Source organism: Telluria sp. RB2R28, from assembly GCF_059685835.1.
Genome location: NZ_JCASIK010000001.1, coordinates 425,278 through 448,587, shown reverse-complemented (window position 1 = coordinate 448,587; position 23,310 = coordinate 425,278). Strand labels below are relative to the sequence as shown.

The 23,310-nt window shown below is 61.0% G+C and carries 13 protein-coding genes and 1 tRNA gene; 3 read left to right on the top strand and 11 right to left on the bottom strand.

The genetic code is table 11. The annotated features are described in order from the left end of the window. Positions 1-45: 45 nt before the first annotated feature. From AC56LV_RS01915 to AC56LV_RS01875, 9 genes are all read right to left on the bottom strand, one after another. The gene (locus tag AC56LV_RS01915; protein WP_499555602.1) at positions 46-1,263 is read right to left on the bottom strand and encodes a DNA cytosine methyltransferase; all 1,218 of its coding nucleotides are present in this window, start codon (positions 1,261-1,263) and stop codon (positions 46-48) included. A gap of 376 nt (positions 1,264-1,639) precedes the next feature. Continuing rightward, positions 1,640-7,564 carry a DEAD/DEAH box helicase gene (locus AC56LV_RS01910; protein ID WP_499555600.1) on the bottom strand — a complete coding sequence of 1,975 codons (5,925 nt, stop codon included), beginning with the start codon at positions 7,562-7,564 and terminating at the stop codon, positions 1,640-1,642. Then, a complete protein-coding gene (locus AC56LV_RS01905) occupies positions 7,557-9,686 on the bottom strand; it encodes a coiled-coil domain-containing protein (protein ID WP_499555598.1) in 2,130 nt (709 codons plus the stop codon). The genes AC56LV_RS01910 and AC56LV_RS01905 overlap by 8 nt, the downstream gene beginning before the upstream one ends. 23 nt (positions 9,687-9,709) lie before the next feature. Further along, the gene (locus AC56LV_RS01900; protein WP_499555596.1) at positions 9,710-12,274 is read right to left on the bottom strand and encodes a hypothetical protein; all 2,565 of its coding nucleotides are present in this window, start codon (positions 12,272-12,274) and stop codon (positions 9,710-9,712) included. A 648-nt stretch (positions 12,275-12,922) separates the two neighbouring features. Then, a tRNA-Ser gene (locus AC56LV_RS01895) sits at positions 12,923-13,012 on the bottom strand. Between the two features lie 52 nt (positions 13,013-13,064). Continuing rightward, positions 13,065-15,128 (bottom strand): putative bifunctional diguanylate cyclase/phosphodiesterase, encoded by a 2,064-nt coding sequence (locus AC56LV_RS01890; protein ID WP_499555594.1) that lies wholly within the window; start codon positions 15,126-15,128, stop codon positions 13,065-13,067. Further along, entirely contained in the window at positions 15,121-16,299 is a 1,179-nt protein-coding gene (locus tag AC56LV_RS01885) for an HDOD domain-containing protein (protein ID WP_499555592.1), read from the bottom strand. Before AC56LV_RS01885 ends, AC56LV_RS01890 begins: the two co-directional genes overlap by 8 nt. Positions 16,300-16,378: 79 nt before the next feature. Further along, positions 16,379-17,011: a response regulator gene (locus tag AC56LV_RS01880; protein WP_183550591.1), complete on the bottom strand. Its 633-nt coding sequence runs from the start codon at positions 17,009-17,011 to the stop codon at positions 16,379-16,381. Positions 17,012-17,015: 4 nt separating this feature from the next. Next, positions 17,016-18,374 (bottom strand): cache domain-containing protein, encoded by a 1,359-nt coding sequence (locus tag AC56LV_RS01875; RefSeq protein WP_499555590.1) that lies wholly within the window; start codon positions 18,372-18,374, stop codon positions 17,016-17,018. A gap of 202 nt (positions 18,375-18,576) precedes the next feature. On the opposite strand from AC56LV_RS01875, the gene AC56LV_RS01870 reads away from it, so the two are divergent. Together AC56LV_RS01870 and AC56LV_RS01865 are read left to right on the top strand one after the other, a co-directional pair. After that, complete coding sequence (locus tag AC56LV_RS01870) at positions 18,577-20,643, top strand: carbon starvation CstA family protein (protein WP_499555588.1); 2,067 nt, start codon at positions 18,577-18,579, stop codon at positions 20,641-20,643. After that, on the top strand, positions 20,643-20,837 hold the full coding sequence (locus tag AC56LV_RS01865) for a YbdD/YjiX family protein (RefSeq protein WP_183550582.1): 195 nt from the start codon (positions 20,643-20,645) through the stop codon (positions 20,835-20,837). The genes AC56LV_RS01870 and AC56LV_RS01865 overlap by 1 nt, the downstream gene beginning before the upstream one ends. A gap of 165 nt (positions 20,838-21,002) precedes the next feature. Here AC56LV_RS01865 and AC56LV_RS01860 read toward each other — a convergent pair whose 3' ends face one another. After that, complete coding sequence (locus AC56LV_RS01860; RefSeq protein ID WP_499555586.1) at positions 21,003-21,563, bottom strand: GNAT family N-acetyltransferase; 561 nt, start codon at positions 21,561-21,563, stop codon at positions 21,003-21,005. Positions 21,564-21,638: 75 nt separating this feature from the next. Then, on the bottom strand, positions 21,639-22,565 hold the full coding sequence (locus AC56LV_RS01855; protein ID WP_499555584.1) for a LysR family transcriptional regulator: 927 nt from the start codon (positions 22,563-22,565) through the stop codon (positions 21,639-21,641). A 96-nt stretch (positions 22,566-22,661) separates the two neighbouring features. Between AC56LV_RS01855 and AC56LV_RS01850 the strand changes: the two genes are divergently transcribed. Then, positions 22,662-23,297, top strand: a complete 636-nt coding sequence (locus AC56LV_RS01850; RefSeq protein ID WP_499555582.1) for an NAD(P)H-dependent oxidoreductase — start codon at positions 22,662-22,664, stop codon at positions 23,295-23,297. The last annotated feature ends 13 nt before the right edge of the window (positions 23,298-23,310 follow it).

The window sequence follows — 23,310 nt, the reverse complement described above, 5'->3', positions numbered from 1 at the left end:
GTAGCCAAGAACCAGAGCGATCCAACAATGCAAAAAGTTCAATCTTCAATCGCTTTTTGACTTTAGCGAGCGCTGACTCAAGGTTTGGCTTGATGGAACATTAGCCCTTGCGAGAGGAGAAAGAAGTTTGGTCGAGAGCCACTCTGCGACGGGCACTGCGACCGCATCCCCCATCGCCTTGTAGCCCTCGTAGTAGGTACCAGGAATTTCGTAGGTATCCGGAGCGCCCATAAGGCGCGCTGTTTCTCGCACAGTGAGCAATCGGCTTTGCAGCTTGCCATTCTCGCGAACAACCAGAACTTGGCAGCTGCTGCCGCCGCTTGGAGTTCGAAGGCAGCCGGCTACATTATCAAAGCGCAGCTCCAAGACTTGCTTGCCTCCCCGCATTCGCTTGTAGCCCGGGGCAACGACGAGCTCGTGCTCCGGGATCGCGTTTAAAAAATCAATTTGCTTCGGAGAGATCAACAGAAGGTTGCGCTCATCCTTTTTCGCATCCGAATAGGCTGCTTTGAAATCGATGATTTCCGACAGTGTCTTGACGCGCGCGGTTGGCTGGGGTAAGTCCCACCACACCCAATCTTGCAGACCTACTGCAACCTTGCGAACTGCCTCCGAATGACACCAGGCAGGAGTGGAGCGCTCAAGCTCAGCTGGGATAGCCAGCTTGCGTTTGACAGCGACCACAAAGATACGCGGCCTGGAATGCGGCACAAAGTGGATAGCGTCAATCAACATGGCTCCGACCTTGTAGCCTCGCTGAACTAGAGCTGCATGCAGAGCACGATAGTGGGCACCACCGCCGGAGGAAACCAGCCCTAAAACATTTTCAGCAACCAAAAACGGCGGCGGCTCAGGCATCTCGTCGATCACGCGAAGCCACTCCCACACCAGACCACTGCGCTTGCCGTGGATACCTTCAGCCAGTCCAGCAAGGGAGAGGTCTTGGCAAGGGAAAGACGCCCACGCAAGCTGAGCCGTAGGAAGAGCGCTCCCTTCTACATCCGCAATCGATCCCAAATGAAAATGGTTGCCGGAGTGGTTGGCGGTGTAGACCGCGGCTTTCTTTGCGTCGATATCGTTGGCCCACACAGGCTTGAACACGCTTTTTAAACCCTGTGCAACAAGGCCGCTGCCGGCAAAAAATTCAAGGTAGGACAGTGACTGCCGGGGTGCGGCTGCAGGGGGGACGGTTAGAACTGAATCCAACTGCTCAGAGGAGCAATTTTGGAGTACAAAATCAGACGACATAAAAGGGGTAGACATGGGTCATTTTATCCGAAATATCGGGAAAGCTCTTCGGTAAAACTTCGGTTATGCCTAGGGTCGGACATCGCTATAACGAGGGTTTGCACAATCCGATGAGCAATCCGGCAACGGGAGAGGCAAACCCATTTCCAGTCCCCGGTTCACGCTCAAAGGTTCCTTACTACACGCAGCCAGATCAAATACTGTCTTTCGCTGTCAGTGCTAACGCCTGTCAGCGATGGAGTCACGACACATCGTACTCGAGCATTTTTACTCTGGGATGAAGTCACTAGGCAGCGAAGATCGGATCAGCCGCGATACTTTGTTCTTCGAAGCAGAGCAACTTTTCCCAGGACTGTGCGGCTTACTCCTCCGATCTAGTGAGTTGAAAGTACTAGGCCGAGAACTGTTCCGATTGACTCGCACGCAGCTCTCTCAAATTCGCCAACACACGAAGCGGACGCCGCTCAAGATTATAGACATCGACAGAGATCATGCCCTCCTGGTAGTCGCTTCCCAAAATTGACCTGAGCGCTTCCGTATCCTTTTTCCAGAGAGGATGGAGCACGACGTAGCGCCAAGTTTCCTTGCCGCCCTGCTCAACGATGCATGGTAGTCCGGTATGAGGCAACGTTTCGCTGTGCATCACGCTCGGCCGCATCAAAGCCACTTCTTCGGCCAGTGCGTGCGCCCGCGTGCGCCATCCGGTCAATTCAGGCAACTCGTCTTCTCCTGGATTGAGTCCGCAGCCATAGGCTGGATTGACCAACGCGCGTAGATACGCCAGGCCCAGACGCCAATCAAGCAAGCCGTGATAGCTGCGATTGCTGAACCGTTGAACGCAGCGATAGCACGACGTCATGCACTGGTCCTGGTGATGAACGCCGTGTGGCTGCGTCTCGACAAAATCCTTGAGCGGCCAGCCGTCGTCGCGCGACAAAATCGCCTCAACGATTTGTCCGATGTACGAAGGCCCGCCCGGCACGCTCGGCTCGCCAAGTCGGCGGCATAGACCAGACCCGTTGATAAGAGCGTCGGCAATCTGCAGCGTCGGCTTGCCTCCTCGAAGCCGAGGTTCCAGGGCTTCGAACTCTTCCGGGGAGACATCAAGCTCGAGCGCCGCCCGCTGCACCAGGATTTGCGTGGCGCTGATGGCTGCCGCGCGCGCAGCGATGTCGGAATGCGACCCTTTTCGCGCAACGAAGTCTAGATTGAGGCGTCTGTCAAACTCACGCAATTCCAGATACACCGCATCGGTTTCCTTACGTGAGACGAGACCGACCCTCAAGCCTTGCTGGCCCAGTTCTGACAACTGCCATCGATACGAGTTCTTTTGGCGTGCGTTCGTTTCAATGGCTTGCCCGTCCTTCAATTTCAATGTGGACCCATGCCCCGGGATGGGAACGCTCGTGTCCCCCGTCTCGTCGACGGTGAAGCGCGTTGCCTCGCCTTCAGCGTCCATTGGTCCATCGTTCAATTGCAAAATCGTCGCGCCCGCCCCGCGCCAGATCCGCATGTTGGCCTGGTCAACAGGGAATCCTTTCTTCAATACGGTCGCTACCATCCGTTGCGAAAGTCTCGGCGTTGTTTCTTCATCGCAGGAAGGTTTGAAGTCCGTGCGGAAGGCCGCTGGCGTGACGTAGCGGAAAAACGCGTCACTCGGAATGGTAGCCTGACAGTCTTCGCATGACGCATCCGCTTCAGTGGCCTCTTCCATGATCTTGGCGGATCCGCAAGACGAGCATAGCGCCACGTACGACGCCGTCTCCCACCAGCGTCCCACCGCTTTAGCGGTCAAGGCGCCCCGACTGACCGGGTCAGTCAGGTTGCTGGTGAACCCGACCACTTTGTGACGCAACTTGTCCTTTACCAGGGAGTTTCCTGGAGCGTATTCGAGCACAGCCATATCCAGATCGCGGTCCATGGTCGACCATGCGTACTCATTTTTCTCGCCACGCTCTTCCCGCAGACCGAGGTAAAGATTTTTGACACGGGTCGGCATGCCATACATTGGGAAAAGCCCTCCTTCGGCAAGGAATTTCGCCAAGCCGACCTCAGCGTCAGGTGCATGATCCCGCAGCGACTCGATTTCCTTGATGATATTGGACGGGCTTGCATCGGCAAGCAGTCGAGTGCGCTGCTCCCCAACGACAGCCGCATTAAGGAACGCGTCGCGTGCCGGCATCGTGGCCACCAGGGCAGCCTCCAGGCGAACAGGCCACCTTGCAGCGGGATCATGGTAATAGTCGTGCGTTGTCACGTACTCGCCGTGGACATCTGGCGGCGTCAGCGCGTCGCCAGGATATAACTGGTCGGCTTTGTGACAGTCACCCCTCAACTTTTGAAACGCTTCACGCAGCCACGCTTTGCGAAGCAGCCGCATCGGGATGGGATCGTGTTCAACGGCCAAAAATGGCGGGGGCGGAGCGTCGCCCGTAATGGCGTGAGGATGCGCAAAATAATACGCATCGTGCGACCGCCCGCGGCAGAAAGTCACAACAAACGAAAACGCCTGAGCGCGGCGGCCGGCGCGGCCGACGCGCTGCTGGTAGTTGAACCGCTGCGGCGGCATGTTCGCCTGGTAGACTGATTGCAGTGCACCGATGTCGATCCCCACTTCCATCGTAGTGGTCACGGACAGCATGTCGATCGCGTTGGCGCGTTTTTCGGTTTCGCTTTCTCCATTGACGAAAATGCCTTTGAACTTGCGCAGTCTGTCAGCGAAGTCTTCTGTTTGCCCGGTCAGCTCTTCAACCCGAAGGCGGAAGCGCGGCACGCCATCGGCTGCGCCGCGAACGATCCGTTTTCCAAGGAAATTGGTCGTCCACAGGTCGCCGGCGTAGCCGACTGGCGTCTTTTCAAGCGCTTCCCCGCAGCGGGTGCACAAACCGAAGCCGGTGTGCAAATGCACGCGTTCACAGTTGAGGCACCGCCAGTACGGATCCTTTTCGGCCGCCACCCTGATGCAAAGCTGCTCGATACTGAACAAACCGGACCGATGGCCGGCCAGCGAAAAGCGCTGCAGCAAGTACGTGAGACCCGCGACGGGGTCAAGCGGAAACGCCTTGTCAGCGATCTTCCTGACACGATTTGACTTTGGAACATCGCTGCCCATGACCCACTCGCGCATTTTGTCGTCCTCGACAAAATGGTTGTCCTTGACACGGTAGGCTCCGGCAAACACGCGCAGCCAGGCATCCATCTCATTCTGGTTTTCGCCAGCAAGATCGGCCAAGCATGGGTATCCCAGGCCCGTCTCCTCGAGCGCGTAAAACGTATTGGCGAAAATCACCTCATCATTGAGCTCGTACTGCTGTTCGAGTATTTTTGACGTCAGATCCGACTGGGCGGCACCAGTCAAGGTGTCTGCATAGTCGACGCCCCCTTTTTCAGACTCACTAAACAGGCTGTGCCATGGCTGGTTACCGAACGATGCGCGTCCATGCTTGTCAAAAGGGTGAATGCCCATTTTGACGAATGCAGCGACAATATCGCCCACGCCCGCGCCATTGACTCCGTTCAGCAGATCTTTGAGCGCGACTTTGCGGGAGGCACGAATTTGGTCCCCTTCCCTCTGCCCATTGAACCGCTTAGACAGCTCCTGCACTGCGTCGAAGTCGCGTGCCTTCAACAGGCGATCCATCATTTCTCCGAAGTCTTCCTCGCTGAGGTGCTCGCTTGATTGCTTCTCCACACGGTCGCGCGCGGCCGCTACTAGCACTTCGCGCCGCAGATCGCGCAGATGCATTTCCTCAATGTTGAGCGCTTGGTTGGCGGCGTCCTGCCGACTGTCCGAGAAGCAGATCCCCTTCGGCTCGGCACCGACGGCGTGAAGCAGCTCGAACATTTCAGTTGCAACAAGCTGGGATGCTTTGGAAACACCGGTGCGGAAGGCGCGGATCGGCGAGCGTTGACGGTTTGAAGCGGGCCTGCGCGAATAATCAGTGCCGCACTTAGGACAGCAAAACGGCTGAGCAGTCTTGGCATGCTTAGGTTCGCCCTTGGTTTTCTTGCCCTTGCCACCGCCAATGGCTTCATCTTTTTGAAAATATAGATATCCGCCAACGTGACCTGCCGGGATCTCCGCGCCGCAGGTAACGACCCCGGAATGCGGATCCAGATGGGCCTGGTCCCATGCGTCGTAGTCGTATTCCGGAAGCATTGGCGTCCCGCGACGCGGCCAGAATACCGCGAACTCGTCAAACGTCATCCGGTCGTAGTAATCGTTGGCAGCACGTTCAGGGAGGTTTTCCAGGTTGCCCGAGGACGGCAGCAATTCGGTCGCCATCTTAGATTTGGGATCTGCGCGCTGACCGCCGAGTAACATGTCGCCGCACGCTTCACAATACAAGAGTTCAAACAGCCTTCTGCCCTTTGCTTGACCGGCGCGCGGCGGCGCGTGCGACAGACCTCGTTCGACCGTTAGATCGTCAAAGACAATGCCGTCTGACGTTGTGGTAGGCGCGCCGAACAGCCCTTCGATATTGCGGATGAAAGTGTGCACACGGAACGCTGGCGTATCGGGCGCCACAGGCGCTTTCCAAATTTTTGATTCCGGCAAGGCGCGCGCCAGCATCAGGCCGCGAAGCGCAGCGTCAACGTCATGCACATCTTCCTTGAAAAGTCGTGCGCTGATAACGGAAGCGGAGGAAGCGCGCACCTTGTTCTTTTCACGGCATGCATTCGTGAGGGCAGCCGCGGCCGCCTCGGCAACTCTGGCTACCCGCTTTTCCTCGTCGTCTTCTTTGACAGCGAGCGCTGCCGCAGCTGCCTTGAGCGCATGGGTGAGTTCTGGCGTGCCCGTCAGTTTTGCGAGAAAATCCAGGCGCGAGCCGAGCGCCACCTTGAACAGGGATTCAAACGGTGCAGCATCGAGCTTTCCGTGGTCCCAGTTCGGAATGTTCGGGGAACCCTCGACGACGCACGTTTCCCAGAAGTCAGCGTCGTCTCTGCCTGGGTCGCCCGCTGCAACGCTCGTGCCGTAGGGCGCGAACATATCGCGCAAATATTGCCTGGAGCGCTGACCGTCGTCGCCATCCATCGGCATCGACGCTGACGATGCAAGGATGCGCAATTTGTGCCGGTGCTTGGGGTCGGCCAGGCCCAGCCTCTCGATGAGCGCTTTCGCCAGGAACGACACCTCTGTCCCTGCGGATCCGCGCACCAGGTGCAATTCGTCAAACACGAGGTAAAAATAGGCGTCATCATTGTTCATTAGCCACTCGCGCGTGCCGTCGAAGATGGGGTCTTCGACCTCACGCGAAAGCATTGCGCCAAGCATCGATGCGTTCGTGATCAACAGGTCAGGAGGCGTCTCCTGCATGTCCCACCGCGACAACATTTCTCCACCGTCCAGCGCAGGGAAAATGTACCGCGTTACCTCTGGTTGTTTCGGCTCTTCGCTTCCCTCCTGCTCGGCTAGCGCGCGCGCCGCATTGAAGCGCTGCGTTTCATTCGCGTCATGCTTGCGCGCCGCCACCTGGTCCTGTTCGGCGCGCTGCATTGCTGCGCGCAACTTCGTCAGGCGCCGCCTGCGTCGCTTTTTCTCATCGATGTCATTAGTAAGCCGTGGATGCTTTTGATGTCCCGTCACCTCGATGCCACTCGTGTACTGTCCGAAGAACACGCGATTTCCACTAAACCGTTCGGTCATGACCGCACGCGCGTCTTCCGAATCGAGGGTGCGGCGCAAACGCACCATCTGGTCTTCGACGAGCGCGTTCATTGGGTAAAGCACCAGGGCTCGGACCGCCGCATGGCGGCGCTCGCCGGCGCGCGCCAGCGACCAGTCAGCATCGTCGCTGCGCCACCACTGTTTCGTCATATAGTTCTGTTCGGGGCTTTTCCAGTTGACAGCTTCATTCGCAATCGCAGCGAGCACCGGCAACATGAAGCTTTCGGTCTTGCCTGAACCCGTGCCGGATGTGACGACGCCGGGATGCCCGGGCCGCACGCCGCGCGCGAGCATTTCGAGTTGATGGCGGTACGGTGCGTACTTGGAAGCGCGCCGAATGTCACCGCTGCTGGGCTTGCCATCGAACAGGCCCGACAGGGCAAGTTCAGCGAAAGCCCGACGCCCTTTTTCGGAGAGCGGCTCAAGAGGGCCGTCTGTTCTCTTCGCTAAGTCTTCCAGTTTGACGCCGTCGCTCTTGTATCGCAGCACCGGTTCAATAAACGGCTCGGTCGTAAACGCGCCGAGCGAGTTCAGCAGCGAGCGGCGCGCTGCGGATGCGGCCGGGTTGGAAATGCGAAAGCTGGTCTCCACGTAGGAGATGAAAAAATCTTTGATACGGTCGAAACCGCCGATCGGGTCAAGCATTGGAAACGCTCCGCAGAGGGTTGGCGGCGGCACCGCCAGAAATCATGAAAAGTTTAATGAACGGTGCTGCCGGTGCACCCCTGTCCATGTCGCGCGCCTGCGCCAGGACGCGCATCGCTCTGGCGCTGCGGGCCGGCCCCAGCGTCTTCACATGATCAATGAGGTCGGCAGCAGCCCGCGTAGCGTCGGCTCGAGCCGTGCCAGGATCGAGCTCGTCCCTCTGCGTTGCGGTATCCGCTTTCTCCATCGCCAGGCGGAGTCCCGCATTAGACGCCAGTGCGCCGTTGACCTCCAGGCACACAGCGTGAGCGAAGAGCGCCAACGCCTCCTCGCAGCTTGCGTCTTCGACGGTTGCGCACAGCAGCATGCGTCGCGGCAAATCGCCTTGTTCGGCACAATTGGACAGCGCTGGATGCCAGAAGCGCGCGCCCGAGCGTTCCGCGCGTTCGATGACAGCGAGACTGGTTCGCGGTTCGCCCGACGCGCCGGCGGCGCTGCGCAGCGCATATCCGAGCGCAGTGGACGCGCCGAGGCCTGGACGCACCCAGAGGTCTTCAAAGGTTATCATGGTTGGGTCTGCTTCCATTCGTATAGCGCGCCCCGCCGACAGCATCATTTCGGCGACCGCCAGAAAATCGCGCACGCCTGGCCCGCACAGCACCGGAACCTCGCCTCCCAGCATAAGCGCGGCGAACTGCACCATAAGCCCCTTACCCTCCTCCGACAACAGCTTGGACGCTGCGACTTTTTCTCCGAACATAGCGGGCGAGACAGTTGTGGCGGCGGCGGACAGCCGCGGTGCCGGATACTTCATCTGGAGCGCAGTCAATGTCGCCCGCTCGGCTAAGAGCGCCTCGTGGACCTCGACCGCCTCGCGCCGAATCGCCTCAAGCGCGCTGTTGGCTTCGCTTGCTGCACCGACGAGCGGTTCCAGGGAACGGCGAGCCTCTTCGTTCTCCTCCTCCAGTTGCGCTGACTGTTCGATGATTGCAGCGCGGCGGCGTTCGAGGTCCTGGACCGTGGCCTCAACGGCGCTGAGCCGCGCGCCTGCGCCGCGCCGCAGCGCTTCTTCGTCAGCGGCCTGTCGCTGATCGAACTCGTCCTTGAACTCTTTCAAACGCCGCGTGCGAGAATCCTCGAGCTGCGCCAGTTGCGCCTGCTTGATGTTGCGCAGTTCGCTATCGATTTGGCGCAGTTTCAAGTCACGCAGCGCCGCCATTTCCTGCTCGACGGCTTTCTCGGCCTTGTTTCGCGCCGCTTTCCTTTCCTGTTCAGCTGTCTGCGCGGCGTAGGCCCTGATGACGCCGCCGATACGTTCGTCCAAGGTGAACGCATCGATGAACTTGCGAAGCAGCTCCTGATCATCGACAAGGCGCTTGGCCATCTTGCCAGCGCGAATGGCGTCATTCGCTGCACCGACATCGGACGGATCGACTGATGTCAGCGTTCGACCCTTTGCGAACCCTTCAAGCCATGAGACGAGATCGTGCGCCTGGACGTCGCCGGCGCTGGCTGCAGCGCGGGCGATGCGCAGCGCAAACGCATCGTCGCTGGTCCAATCGTAGATGACTTTGACGACGGAGCTGTTCAAATCATAAAGCTCGATGTCACCGTCGCCGGTCTGCATCGTCGTCATGCACGCCGGATCAAAACGGTACGCCGGAACCTTGCTGAGGCTGCTCGCCAGATGGGCGGTGCCGTCCTGCTGTTTCAAGTCGAGCAGGAGCACTTCATCGTTCGCGCAACGCACAATCCATGTGCCGGTTGGATGCGGCATTTTGACGCCTTCTGCCGTCAGCCGCCGATGCACCTGTTCTTGACCGCCTTCTGCTGAAAGATCGACATACCAGTACAGGCGGCGATGCTGCCCGACCTGCCATGGTTTTGTCCTCTCACTTGTCGCGGTGGCGAGTTTAAAAGCAACCCACTCGGACGGGCGCACATTCCGCGCTTCGTTGGAGCGCCACTCCAAGCTTTCCATATTCTTGAACAGGGCCTTGCGATTTTCGATCGGCTGCCATACGCCGCCGACTTGCTGGACCGCCGCTTCGAGCAGCGCGGGCTTGCCATGCTCATAGCGCTTGAGGCAGCGCCCCGCATACCAAATTAAATTAGATGCCATCGTGGTTGTTCGCCTTACTCACGCTAAAGTGTCAAATGTCCATCTATCCATTGGGGCCGCAGCGCTCCATTGGAGCGCCGTACCCGAGAAAGCGCTGCACCTGGTGCGAGCGCTACCCCGTCTTTCAGGCCTGAAACGCATCCGGGCAATAATGCAGCAACCCAGCGGGCATCGTTTGTCGTTGCCGGGTAGGCGTAGACGCCGTCATCGAATCCGCCGCTCGCAAGTATTCGCCTGCGCAACGCACAACTGACGGCATCGGGAAGCGCGCCGTCCCGCCCCAGGACAATTAAGCGCTGTCCATCGAATTCGAATAAGGGCACCGACGCTGCAGCGTGCGCGGCGACAATCGCGGCACAACGGGATAGGTAATGCGTGCGGGTGCCCTGCGATTCGACGCGATACACGTCGTGGTCGGTATCGGCGCGATGAGAGAGCAACGTCAAGGTGACCTTTGCTGCATCCGCTCCGGCGCTGAGGAAGCGGCGGTTGCGCCAGCTCCATGAAGCCGAAGTCTTATAATGTTCCGCATGCCGCTCGGTTGCGGCCAACGCAAGCGCTCTGTTCCCTGGCACCTCGGGTTCGATCACGTGCTCCCACTGCATTACGCGCGCCAGTTGTTCTGGATCTGCGCCGATTGCGCCAACGACCGGCACAGACCAACGCGCAGCGCCCGGCAGCCGGAACGGCGTGGCACCCATCGCCTTTGCCGCGATGACAAAGGCGTCAAGCATCTGCGCACAGAAGGCGCCTTCCGCCAGAGCGACAAGTCCAGCCGAGCTGTCTGCGCTGACGATGCGCGGAGCTGACAGCGTCCAGACCCTTCCCTTCCATCCCTGCCGCAGCCGCGGCTCGATGACGCCGCCGTCCTGCAGCATTCTTAACGTGCGCCACGGGGCTGCGTTCGCCTCCTCATTAGATCGCTTGACCAAGTCAACGATGCGAGCTTCGTTCCATCCACTGGCCCCGTGGGCATAGATGGACTCGAGCAGCCATTCGAGCGCGTCATCGGCGCGGCCCCACCCAAGCGTAGCGGGGACACTACAGACCACGCCGCTGGCGGGGTCTGTAGTCGAGCGAATCCAATCCAGGAGCAGCGGTTGACCTCGTCGCGCACCGCCGAGTTCAAAATGAGGCACCGCGCGATCGACAAATTGCAGGTTTAACCGCCAGTGCGGCTCGCGCTCTCCCGACGCAAGCCGGGGTTCGATTACGCAAGTTCCAGAAACCGGGCATCGAGCCGCGAGTCGAAGGTCGTCGGCCGCAGATATGGTCAGTCCGGGTTCGCCTGACCAGGAAGCGATGCGAACGTCGGAGGTATCTGATGTAATCTGCGGGAGGAAGCCCGGCAGTCCTAGCCAGGCCCCATTGACTCGGATACCGTCTGATACCGCAGGCCGAAATAGCGCGACATCGTCGCCCAACAACCCGCACCGTACGAACTCGTCGTGGAGCTTCTCGGCGCTGAGAGGATCAACAGTCAGACGCCATTGTCCATATTGGACGGTTCGCCCCAGCCGACTTGACGTGCGCGAAGCGATGTTGTCGTGATAGGCGACCAGTACCAGGCCTCGACATTTGCCCAGGTTCGGCTCTGCGGTCCAGCGGCCTCTGCCGCTTTCTTTGAAAAACACCAGACCGCGTGACACGCTCGCGCTTAGATTGGGACTTTTGCGAACGTATTGATCGGCCAGGGCAGCTGCCAACGTTTGATAAGGGCGGATCTCCTCGCTGGCTTCGAGCTCGACGCTAAATTCCCGCTCATCGTCGACAGTGAACGCAATCTCGATCTGGGCAGACGGCGCGCTCTTTGAGTGCGCTTTGCGAACATGGTTGATTAGACTCCAGAACCGATGCTCAGCGAGCGCGCGTCGTTGTTGTTTGTAATACGCAGTCTCGAAGTTATTGAAAGCCTCTGCGAGGCCCAACGAAAAGCTTCTCTTGTTTGCGTACTCCCAGAAGGCGCGAATAACGGCCATGGGATTGTCGAGATCGTTTTTAGAGTGCGCAAGGACACGCCCCACGGTACTGACGTCGGTACGGTTGGGAAACGACAGCCGCAGCGTAAAGCCAATATGGCGCCATGTTGAGGGGTATTCGGGCAAGACCAGCCGCTTGAACGGCCGCCCTGCCGAGGACTGCACGGCGAGCCACGACGCTAGCTGTTCCCACATTAGCTTGACTCCGGCAAGGTTACTGAACTTGCGCTCGACCTTGAACCACGCGGCTAGTTTTCCTCGAAACTGGTCATTTTCGTATCCATCACCGCCCAACCGGCCCGCGACCAGCAGCGTCAACGCAAGGGGGGCGAAGCAGTTCGGAACGTCCTGGGATGGTCGCCTCGTAGACCCTTCAATCAAGGCTCTCCACAGATATATCTTGTCACTCAACAGCGTGGTGCGAAACGCTTCTTCAACTTCATCCGCGCAACTTGGATTCATCCCGCAAGCAAGCGCTAGCGTAACCGGACTCACTTCCAGGGTGCGAATATCAGCTGCATTGCCGTCCAGGCCGACTGCAAGAAAATGACGCACCAGAACGCGCTCCCAAGCGTCGATGCCAACTGGGGCTGTCTGTTGAGACTGCATGTCGCGTAAGCTCGTCATCCTACAAGCGGCGGTTTATGTTTGATAACTTACGCTAGACATCGATGCTGATTTCTTTGAGGCGCGCAGAAGGTATGTGTTAACAACTATTGGTGGCTAACAGAAACGATAATATCAATCAACCAAAGGAAACGCTATACAATTTATAAGTATTGACAAAGAATTTTCTTGTAGTGGCAAGATGTGATGTTTCAATGGCAGGTTCAACTGGTCAATTCAGCATCACAAACTTCAAAGTGGTTTTACGAAGATGTAATTCCAAAAAATGAAGCCCGGACTTTCTGCGCAGCAGAAAAACACTATCAGGTTATTGCAATAATGCAACAAATTTCTCATCCGCCGCGAACTTGCGTTCCCTAGATTACAAATGCCTAGAGTTGCGTTCCTTGCTGTCTCACTTACCTCGTCCCAAAGCGAAAATTCTTAGATACAGACGTGTCGATACTTGCTAAGAGGCGGTGGCGCTGACACCGAAAAATTTTTGCAAACTGACTTCAATGAAGCGCTGAGACTGCTAGCGCACTGACGCGGTAAAACCGCATGGCCGCACGTATTCACGTGGGTAGGAATGGGGGTTAAAAAACCTAGATGTTAAAACCCCTTTAAAAACCAAGATCTTCTTCAAAATTCTGGCGGAAGCGGTGAGATTCGAACTCACGAACGGCTCACACCGTCGGCAGTTTTCAAGACTGCTGCCTTCAACCACTCGGCCACGCTTCCTGTTGCACGGCATTATACATAATCAGCGGCTGTGTGAGGGAGTTCTGCCCTCTCACCCCACCAACGCCCAATTCTCTCTCAACGCCTTCTCGAACGCATACGCCGGCAACGGCGCCGCATACAAATACCCCTGCACCTCATCACACCCTGCTCCGCGCAAGAACGCGAGCTGATCCAGCGTCTCGACACCCTCAGCAATCACACGCAAACACAACTGCCGCGCCATGCTGATGATCGTCCCCGCAATCGCGCAGTCACTCCCATCCGCCGGTATCCCCATCGTAAACGACCGGTCGATCTTCAAGGTATGAATCGGGAACCGCTTCAGATACGACAGGCTAGAGAACCCAGTCCCGAAGTCGTCCAGCGACAACGACACGCCCAGCGCCGTGATCTGGTCCATGATCGCCGTCACGCGATCCACGTCGTGCATCAGCGTGCTCTCGGTGATTTCCAGCTCCAGCCACGACGGGTCGAGCTGATAACGCCGCAGCGTGGTGGCCACGCGTTCCGGCAGCGATGGCGTGAACTCGCGGGCCGACACGTTCACCGCCACCCGGAACGGGGCGATGCCCGAGCGCTGCCAGATCGACGCCTGCGCGCAGGCTTCTTCCAGCACCCACTCACCCACCTGCACGATCAGGCCCGTGGTTTCGGCCAGCGGGATGAATTCGCCGGGTGGCACGATGCCGCGCTCGGGATGCATCCAGCGCACCAGCGCTTCCGCGCCCACCAGGCGGCCGCTGGCGATTTCGAACTTCGGCTGGTAGTACAGCACCAGCTCGCCATTGCCCAGCGCATGGCGCAGGCCGGATTCGATGCGCATGCGCTCTTGCATGCCCTTGTTCATGTCCTGGCTGTAGAACGCGACGCTGCGGTCGGGGTTGGCATCGTCGCCCTTGGCCCGTTCCATCGCGATGTCGGCCAGCGCCAGCAGCGTTTCGGCGTCGTTGCCATCCTGCGGGTAGACGCTGATGCCGATGCTGGCGCCCACGCGCAGATCGTGGCCGCCGATCATGAAGGGCGCGTCGAGCGCGGCCTGCAGTTTCTGCGCCACCGTGGTGGCTTCGAAGTGCTGGCGCACGTCGGCCAGGCCCACTGCGTATTCGTCGCCCGACAGGCGCGCCACCAGGTCTTCGTCGCGCAGCGCGGCCTTGAGGCGCTGGCCGACCTGCTTGAGCAGTTCGTCGCCGATGCGCCGGCCCAGCGTGTCGTTGATGCGCTTGAAGCGGTTCAGGTCGATGAACAGGATGCAGCCGGCCGTCTCGTTGCGCTGGGCCACCATCAGGGCCTGGTCGACCAGGCGCGCGAACAGCGTGCGGTTCGGCAGGCCGGTCAGCTCGTCGTAGTAGGCCAGGTGGTGCAGCTGTTCTTCGGCCTGCTTGCGCTCGGTGATGTCGGTCAGGTAGGCGATCAGGCCGTTCGGGCGGCCGGCCAGGTCGCGCAGCGGCGAGAGCGACAGGCTGGCCCAGAAGATGTCGCCCGACTTCTTGCGGCGTTTCACCTCCATCATGCGCCCGCCGTGCTCGGCGAACAGGTCAGGCAGCGCGCCGCCCTCCTCGTCGCCCAGGTCTTCATCGGCGTACAAGAACAGGATGTTGCGGCCCACCGCTTCGAACGACGTGTAGCCGAACAGGCGTTCGGCGCCCCGATTCCAGCTGGTGATGTAGCCCATCTGGTCCATCGTCAGCACCGACTCGTGGATCTGGTCGAGGATCTGCGACTGGTGCGCCAGTTGCGCTTCCATCTGGGCGTAGGCGTGGGTCGAGCGCTGCGCCAGCGAGTGCATCTGCATCAGGCTCGCCGTCAGCTGCGCGAGCGCGGCAAGCGCGTGCGCGCTGGCCTCGGCATGGTCGTCAACCCCGCTCACTTCATACCAGCCGAATTGTTCGAGGCCCACGGCCACCGCGTGGCGCAGCACGCGTCCGCCCGGCGGACCGGGGTCGACCAGGCCCGGACCGGCCACGAATCGGCCCTGTGCGCTGCCTGTCAGGATGCGCGCCAGGCGACCCAGCTCCGTGGCCAGCGCGTCGCCGCGCAGGCGCAGGACGGCGTCGCCGACGGCGCTCGTGCCCTGGACGAAGGCCGTTGGGGCCAGATCACGCACGTCAGACATTGCGGCCTACCTCGATTGCCCAGTGGTAGGCATGCAGCTGGCTGCTCCACCAGTGTTCAAGGCTCACGCCGGCCGCCTGCAGCACGGCCTCGGTCGGATTGGCGTCGACCAGGTCGAGCCACGCACCCAGCTGGCCGCTGTGGTGCACGAGCGCGCCGTAGACGTCCTCGGGCAGGTAGAGCTCGGCCGCGATCTCGGACATGGGCATGTGCAGCAGCCGGTCGAGTAGCGAGAACACGCCGGTCATGAACGCCAAATCTTGCGCGTCGCGATCGTCGCCCTGCAGGCGCGCGAGCGCTTCGAGCTGGGCGCCGCGGCGCGCGGCCAGCGGCAGCAGCAGGTTGGGCAGGCCGTCCGGTTGCTGGCGCGCGTACAGCAGCAGTTGCAGCCAGCGCTGCAACTGGCGCCGGCCAAGCACCGTGATCGCCTGGCCAAAGCTGGTCACTTGCGTGGCGACGGTGAACGCGGCCGAATTGACCAGTTTGAGCAGGTTGTAGGCCAGTGCCGGATCCTGCTTGACTTGCTCTTCGAGCTCGCACGAGTCGGCGTCGCGCGCTAGCAAACCGAGCAGCGTGAGGATGCGGCGGCGCGAACTGCCGTCGTCGTCGGGCGACGGCGCGATGTCGGGATCGTAGGCGTAGTCGCCGATGAACCAGTCGAAGCCGGCGATCTCGCAACCGAAGAAGCGGCGCGCGCTGTCGACGCCATAGGCGATGTGCGGGGCGAACAGGGCCACCAGGCGCCCAGGCGGCAACGGGGCGACGCGGCAGTTGCGCGCGACCGAGCGCAGCGCGGGCGGCGCGGTGACGCCGTCGGGAATGTCGCCGTCCAGCCAGATACGGTAACCACAGGCATGCAGTTCGACGAGCTTTTGCGCCACGCCATCGGTGGCCAGCGCGTTTGCGTCGATCACGACACCGACGCGATCGGCGGGCAACAGCGCCAGCACCTCGGCGGTCAATGGGAGCGGGTCGTCCAGCGTCAGCAGGCAGTCGAGTGGCGCGACGGCGGCCAACAGGTCGGGCGTGCCGAACACGGTGTGCAGGCGCTGCGACAGGTCGGCGCCCGGTGCCAGGCGCACGTTGAGCGCGACCCATTCATTTTGCGCATTCGCGACCGGCTCGATTGCCACCAGCGGATATGTTTCCTGCTCTGCCATGGAAAGTTTCAAAGTAGTATCCAGGCAATCTTATTGCACCGAATGCCATAAAGCAAATCGAAGTTTCCTACCGGACAGCCCGTATTGACCATCAGTTACCACCGGCGCGCTGGACCGCGAACCGGATCAGCTCTGCCTGGCCTTCGATACCCAGCTTGCGCTTGATGTTCAGGCGGTGCGTTTCGACCGTGCGCACTGACAGGTCGAGGTCGCGCGCGATCTGCTTGTTCGACTGGCCGGCGGCGATATGCCCCAGTACTTCGTGCTCGCGCGCCGTGAGCTGGTCGCTCGGCACGGCCGGATTGGCCAGCTGGCGTGCCAGTGCGGCGCTGTAATAAATGCCGCCGCCCATGACGGTGTCGATGGCCAGCACGATGTCCTTGCCCGGCGCATCCTTGAGCACGTAACCGCGGGCACCGGCGCCCATCGCCTGGCTGACGTATTCCGGTTTGTCGTGCATTGACAACATCAGGACCGCAATGCCGGGAAAACGCGCCGTGAGCTGGAACGTGGCTTCGATACCACTGCCGCCGCGCATGTTCACGTCCATTAGTACCAAATCGGGATGGTATTCGCCGGCGCGCTCGAGCGCCTCGGCGCTCGAACCGGCTTCGGCCACGACGTTCAGGTGCGGCGCCGACTCGAGCCGCGCGCGCAGACCGTCGCGCACTAAAGGGTGGTCGTCCACCAGCAGAATCTTCACTTCTTTCGTTTCACCGTTCACTGCCCTACTCCTTCAAGTCGATGCTGGCCACCACGCTGGTGCCGCTGGACGTCGAATCGACCGACAGGCGTCCGCCGATCGCTTCCATCCGTTCCATCATATTCCTCAAGCCGATGCCCCGCTTCGGGTGCACGGCCACATCATCGGTGTCGAAGCCCACGCCATCGTCGGCAATCGACAGGCTGACGCGGTTGGCCACGCGCTCGAGCGAGAGCTCGATGGTGCTCGCCTGGGCGTGGCGCTCGACATTGGTCAGCGCCTCTTGCGCGATGCGAAACAGCACCGTGCCGACCATGTCGGGCAGCGCATCCACGGCGCCGGCCGCGCGAAAGCGCACCGGCGTGCCGGCGTCCTCGCCGAATTCGCGGGCCAGATATTCCAGCGCGGGCGCCAGGCCCATGTCGTCGAGCAGCGTCGGGCGCAGGTCGTGCGAGATGCGGCGCACTTCGCCCAGCACCGTGTTGACCTGGTCGACGGTGCGCTCCAGGCCCGTGCGCGCCTGTTCGCGCTTGCCGGCGTCGCCGTCGAGGCGGATGATGCCCGCCTCCAGCTGCAGCTTGACCGAGACCAGCGCCTGGCTGATCCCGTCGTGCAGGTCGCGCGACAGGCGCGCCCGCTCCTCTTCCTGCGACTCCACCACGCGCTGGGCCAGCGCGCGCAGCTTGGCGTCGGCCAGGCGCCCTTCGCTGATGTTCAGCGCCAGCCCGCCACCGGCCACGCCGATTGTCGCCAGCGTGGCCAGCACCGCCATCCACAGCAGCGTCTGGTCGCTGTTGCGCGACTGCTGGGCTTCGACCAGCGCCAACGCCGCCTCGACATCGTCGAGATAGATGCCGGTGCCCATGACCCAGCCCCAGTGCGCGACCGGCACCACGTAGCCGAGCTTGGGCGCCGCCGTCTTGCTCGACGGCTTGGCCCACGTGTAGCGCAGGAAGCCGCCACCGCCCTGTGCCAGCCCGATCAGGCGCTGGATGGTCAGGGAGCCGGTCGAGTCGCGCCAGTTCCACATGTCGGTGCCGACCAGTTCGGGCTGGCGCGGATGCGCGAGGTTCTTGCCACGCGTGTCATACACGAAGAAGTAACCGTCGCCGCCGTAGCTCAGCGACGACAGGATACGGATTGCCTCGGCCTGCGTGGCCGGGTCACTGCGCCCGCTCTGGGTCAGGTGCGCGATCGAGCGCGTGGCCAGCTCGACATAGTGGCGCAGCTCGGCCTCCTTGCTGGCCAGGTAGGCGCTGCCAATCGTGTCGCGCTGCTGTTGCGCCAGAGTGACAGCCTGCTGGCGCACGTAGAGGGTAATCGCGCACAGGGCCACGACCAGCGGCGCGACCGCCAGCATGATGACTTTTTGCTTGAGCCGCATGGGCCGACTGCCTTCTGTTGGGGAAAGCAAGGCATTTTACGTGCGTTACGGGCATGCGTCCTACGTAGTGGTACGTAGCACCTGCGTAATTGTTACGCTTGCAGTCCTGATAATTGTGCAAGATACTCATTGCCATGCTGTAAAGAATGGCGCCGGCATGTACTGGCGTACGAAGCATCAATCCATATCGGAGGAGTCACCAATGAAGAAAATGACGAGCATGCTCGGATGGATCGCCTTGTCCATCCTGGGCGCGTTTTCGCTCGGCTACATCGCGCTCAAACGCGGTGAAACCATCAATGCCATCTGGATCGTCGCGGCCGCCGGCTGCGTCTATCTCATCGCTTACCGCTTCTACTCGAAGTTCATCGCCAACAAGGTGCTGGGGCTCGACGCTACCCGCCAGACACCGGCCCACAAGTTCAACGATGGCCTTGATTACGTGCCGACCAACAAAAACGTTTTGTTCGGTCACCACTTCGCCGCGATTGCCGGCGCCGGCCCGCTGGTGGGCCCCGTGCTCGCCGCGCAGATGGGCTACCTGCCAGGCATGATGTGGATTCTGGCCGGCGTCGTGTTCGCCGGTGCGGTGCAGGATTTCATCGTGCTGTTCATGTCCACGCGCCGCGACGGCCGCTCGCTCGGTGACCTGATCAAATCCGAAATGGGCGAGATCCCTGGCATGATCGCGCTGCTCGGCACCTTCATGATCATGGTGATCATCCTGGCCGTGCTGGCCCTGATCGTCGTGAAAGCGCTCACCGGTTCGCCGTGGGGCACCTTCACCGTGATGGCCACGATCCCGATCGCGCTGTTCATGGGCATCTACTCGCGCTATGTGCGGGTGGGTCGCATCGGCGAGATTTCGCTGATCGGCTTCGTGTTGCTGATGCTCGCCATCATCGGCGGCCAGTGGGTGCACGATTCGCCAGTCTGGGGCCCAATGTTCACCTTCACCGGCACCGAACTGACCTGGATGCTGATCGGCTACGGCTTTGTCGCCGCCGTGATTCCCGTGTGGCTGCTGCTGGCGCCGCGCGACTACCTGTCGACCTTCCTCAAGATCGGCACCATCCTGGCGCTGGCGATCGGTATCCTGGTCGTCGCACCGGACCTGCGCATGCCGGCCGTGACGAAGTTCGTCGATGGTTCGGGCCCGGTCTGGTCGGGCGGCATCTTCCCGTTCCTGTTCATCACCATCGCCTGCGGCGCCGTGTCGGGCTTCCACGCACTGATCGCCTCGGGCACCACGCCGAAGATGCTGGAAAATGAAACGCAGGCGCGCTTCATCGGCTACGGCGGCATGCTGATGGAAAGTTTTGTCGCCATGATGGCGCTGATCGCTGCGTCGACCATCGACCCGGGCGTCTACTTCGCCATGAACAGCCCGGCCGCCCTGCTGGGCACCACGGCGCAATCGGCCGCCGCTGCCGTCTCGCAGATGGGCTTCGTGATCACGCCGGAAGCGCTGGAGCAAATGGCCCGTGACGTTGGCGAACACACGATCATCTCGCGCGCCGGCGGCGCACCGACGCTGGCCGTGGGCATGGCCCACATCCTGTCGAACCTGGTCGGTGGCCAGACCATGATGGCGTTCTGGTACCACTTCGCGATCCTGTTCGAGGCGCTGTTCATCCTGACCGCCGTGGACGCAGGCACCCGCGCCGGCCGCTTCATGCTGCAGGATCTGCTGGGCGCGTTCGCACCATCGCTCAAGCGCACCGATTCGCTGCCGGCCAACCTGCTGGCCACCGGCCTGTGCGTGGCGGCCTGGGGTTACTTCCTGTACCAGGGCGTGGTCGACCCGCTGGGCGGCATCAACACCTTGTGGCCGCTGTTCGGCATCGCCAACCAGATGCTGGCCGGTATTGCGCTGATGCTCGGCACCTGCGTACTGTTCAAGATGAAGCGCGGCCAGTACGCATGGGTCACTGCGCTGCCAACCGTGTGGCTGCTGGCCTGCACGCTGACGGCGGGCTACCAGAAGATCTTCCACGACGACCCGCGCATCGGCTTCGTGGCGCACGCCAACAAGTACCAGGCCGCGCACGACGCCGGCACGATCCTGGCACCGGCCAAGTCGATCGTCGAGATGGAACGGATCATCTTCAACGACTACGTCAACGCCAGCCTGGCCGGCTTCTTCATCTTCGTCGTGCTGGCCGTGCTGTTCTATGGCCTGCGCACGGTGATGGATGCCCGCAAGGCGAATGGCACGACCGCAAAAGAGTCGCCGTACGTCGCCATGCCCGCACCGCAGGTGACCTGATGTTCGGCACCCTGAAGCAGGCCGGCAGTTATCTCGGGCAGTCGCTGCGCCTGATGGTCGGCCTGCCCGAGTACGACACGTACCTGGCGCACATGGAGCGCACGCATCCGGATGAGCCGGCGATGACGTACGAGGAGTTCTTCCGTGAGCGCCAGGAGGCGCGGTACGGGGGAAGCCGGGCTTCGTGCTGCTGAGCCTGTAGCGGCTGCGCGTCGTCGAGGCGACGCCGCGTGAACTGAAAACCCCAAAAGTTGAATGTCAACTTTTGGGGTTTTTTCATGACAGGGGGTTCGCTACCAGGAACTCGGCCACGCCTTGCGAGCCAGCGCTGCCAGAACGCGATACGGTCTGAGGTTGCCTCAGTCAAGCAGGCCAAGGTTGTACGCTACAAAGGCCTCTTCGCGTACCCAGCCGGTCTCCTGATACAGCGTCTGTGCGGTCTCATTGGCTTTTGCGGTGGACAAGCCCAAGCGGATCGCGCCAGTCGCCTTGCCATGCCGTATCGCAGCGTCGATCAGGGCCTTGCCGACACCGCGGCGGCGAGCGTTTTCTGCGACAAACAGATCGTTGAGTATAAAAGTTGGGGCCATTGATACGGATGAAAAGCTCGGATACAGCTGAGTAAATCCAAGCGTTTCCTCGCCATCCTGCGCAAGAAACAGGACCGAATCACCATTCGTTAAACGCTCTGCCAGGAACGTTCGCACTGCGGCGGGATTGCTGTCCCGGTCGTAAAACTGGCGATATTGGTCAAACATCGGCACGAGCAAATCAAGATCCGCGAGGCTGGCCTGATGGACCTGGACGCTGGCAGATTTAGCGGGTAATTCGTTATGCACACTGGCTCCAGTATTTGAGAATGAAAGTTGCCGCTTGGCCTGACCAGCAACCAGAATCACAGCCGGGGTCAGGTCTGACATTCGGACACGAGTTCAACAATAGCCTGTTTATGAACGACCTTGTGAACGGACTACGGAAGAGCCCGTGTCCAAATGTCAGACCTGACCCCGGCTGTTTGAACTTGCCCGGGCCGCCACGAGCATGTCGATCAGCGCGCGCGATGCTGCCGACAGGCCACGGTGGGCCGGATAGACGACCGAGAATGCGCGTGTGCGGCCACTTAGCTGCGGCAATATCTCCGCCAGCTGTCCGGCCGCCAGGCTGGCTTCGGCAAACAGGCGCGGGCACAGCGCGATGCCCATTCCCTGCTCGGCCAGCCATATGACGCCCATCGCGTCGGTCGAGACCATCACTGACGCTGGGGGGATCCAGTCGATGTCGCGCCCGCCATCGCGCAACTGCCAGGGAAACACCCGTCCGGTGTTGGGCCGGACGAAGGCGATGCACTGCTGGCGCGCCAGGTCGTCGAGCGTTGCCAGCGATCCGGCGGTCTCCAAATAGGCTGGGGAAGCCAGCAGGCACAGTGGCGATGCTTCGAGCTGGCGCGACGCCATCGTGCTGCTCGGCAGCGGGCCGGAGCGGATCGCCAGGTCGAATCCCTCGGCCACCAGATCGACGTTGCGGTTGGTGATATCGACGTCCAGTTCGACCAGCGGATAGGCGCGCGCATAGGCGGCCAGTATCGGCGGCAGGCGCTGCTGCCCGTACCCGGTCGACACGCTCATGCGTACCTTGCCGCTCAGTTGCGCCGTCGTGCTGCGCATCGCCTGCTCTGCCTGCCCAAGCCGGGCAAAGGCGTCGCGTGCCTCGTTGGCGTAGCGCTGGCCGGCGTCGGTAAGGCTGAGGCTGCGCGTGGTCCGGCGCAAGAGCTGTGTGCCGAGCCGTGCTTCGAGTCGCGACAGGGCCCGGCTCAGCACCGACGGCGTCGTTGACAGCACGATGGCCGCTGCACTGAACGAGCCGTGCTCGACGACACTCAGAAACACCTCGACATCGGCCAGGTGATCGAACTTTCTCGCCATCTTGTCTCCTCAAGAACAAATCATTTGCCAGAATCGTAGTTTATCTATCTACTGAGAAAAAATACAATAGAGCATCTCTCATTCGAAAGGAATCGTATGGAATTGCTCGACAAACTGAACTGGCGCTACGCCACCAAGGCGATGGACCCGACACGCAAGGTGCCGCAGGATAAGATGGACCGGATCATCGAAGCGGCGCGCCTGGCGCCGACGTCGTCCGGCCTGCAGCCCTATGAAATCCTGATCGTGAAGAATCAGGCGCTGCGCGCCAAGATCAAGGACGTCGCCTGGAATCAGGCGCAAGTGGTCGATGCCTCGCACCTGCTGGTCTTTGCCGCCTGGGACAACTACACGCCCGAGCGGATCAACCACATGTTCGACCTGACCAACGAAGTGCGCGGGTTCCGCAACGAAGGCTGGGAAGCTTATCGCCAGCAGCTGCTGTCGACTTACCCGGGCCGCGATGCCCAGGTGAACTTCGAGCACGCAGCGCGCCAGGCCTACATCGGTTTCAGTGCGGCGATGATCGCCGCCGCCTTCGAGGAAGTCGATTGCACGCCGATGGAAGGCTTCGATCCGGCCGCGGTCGACAGCATCCTGAACCTGGGCGATCGTCACCTGCGTAGCGTGGTCATTCTGCCGCTGGGCTACCGCAAGACCGAAGATGACTGGCTCGCAGGCCTGGCGAAAGTGCGCCGTCCGCTCGACCAGTTCGTCAGCGAAATCGACTGATTCCCGATTTGCC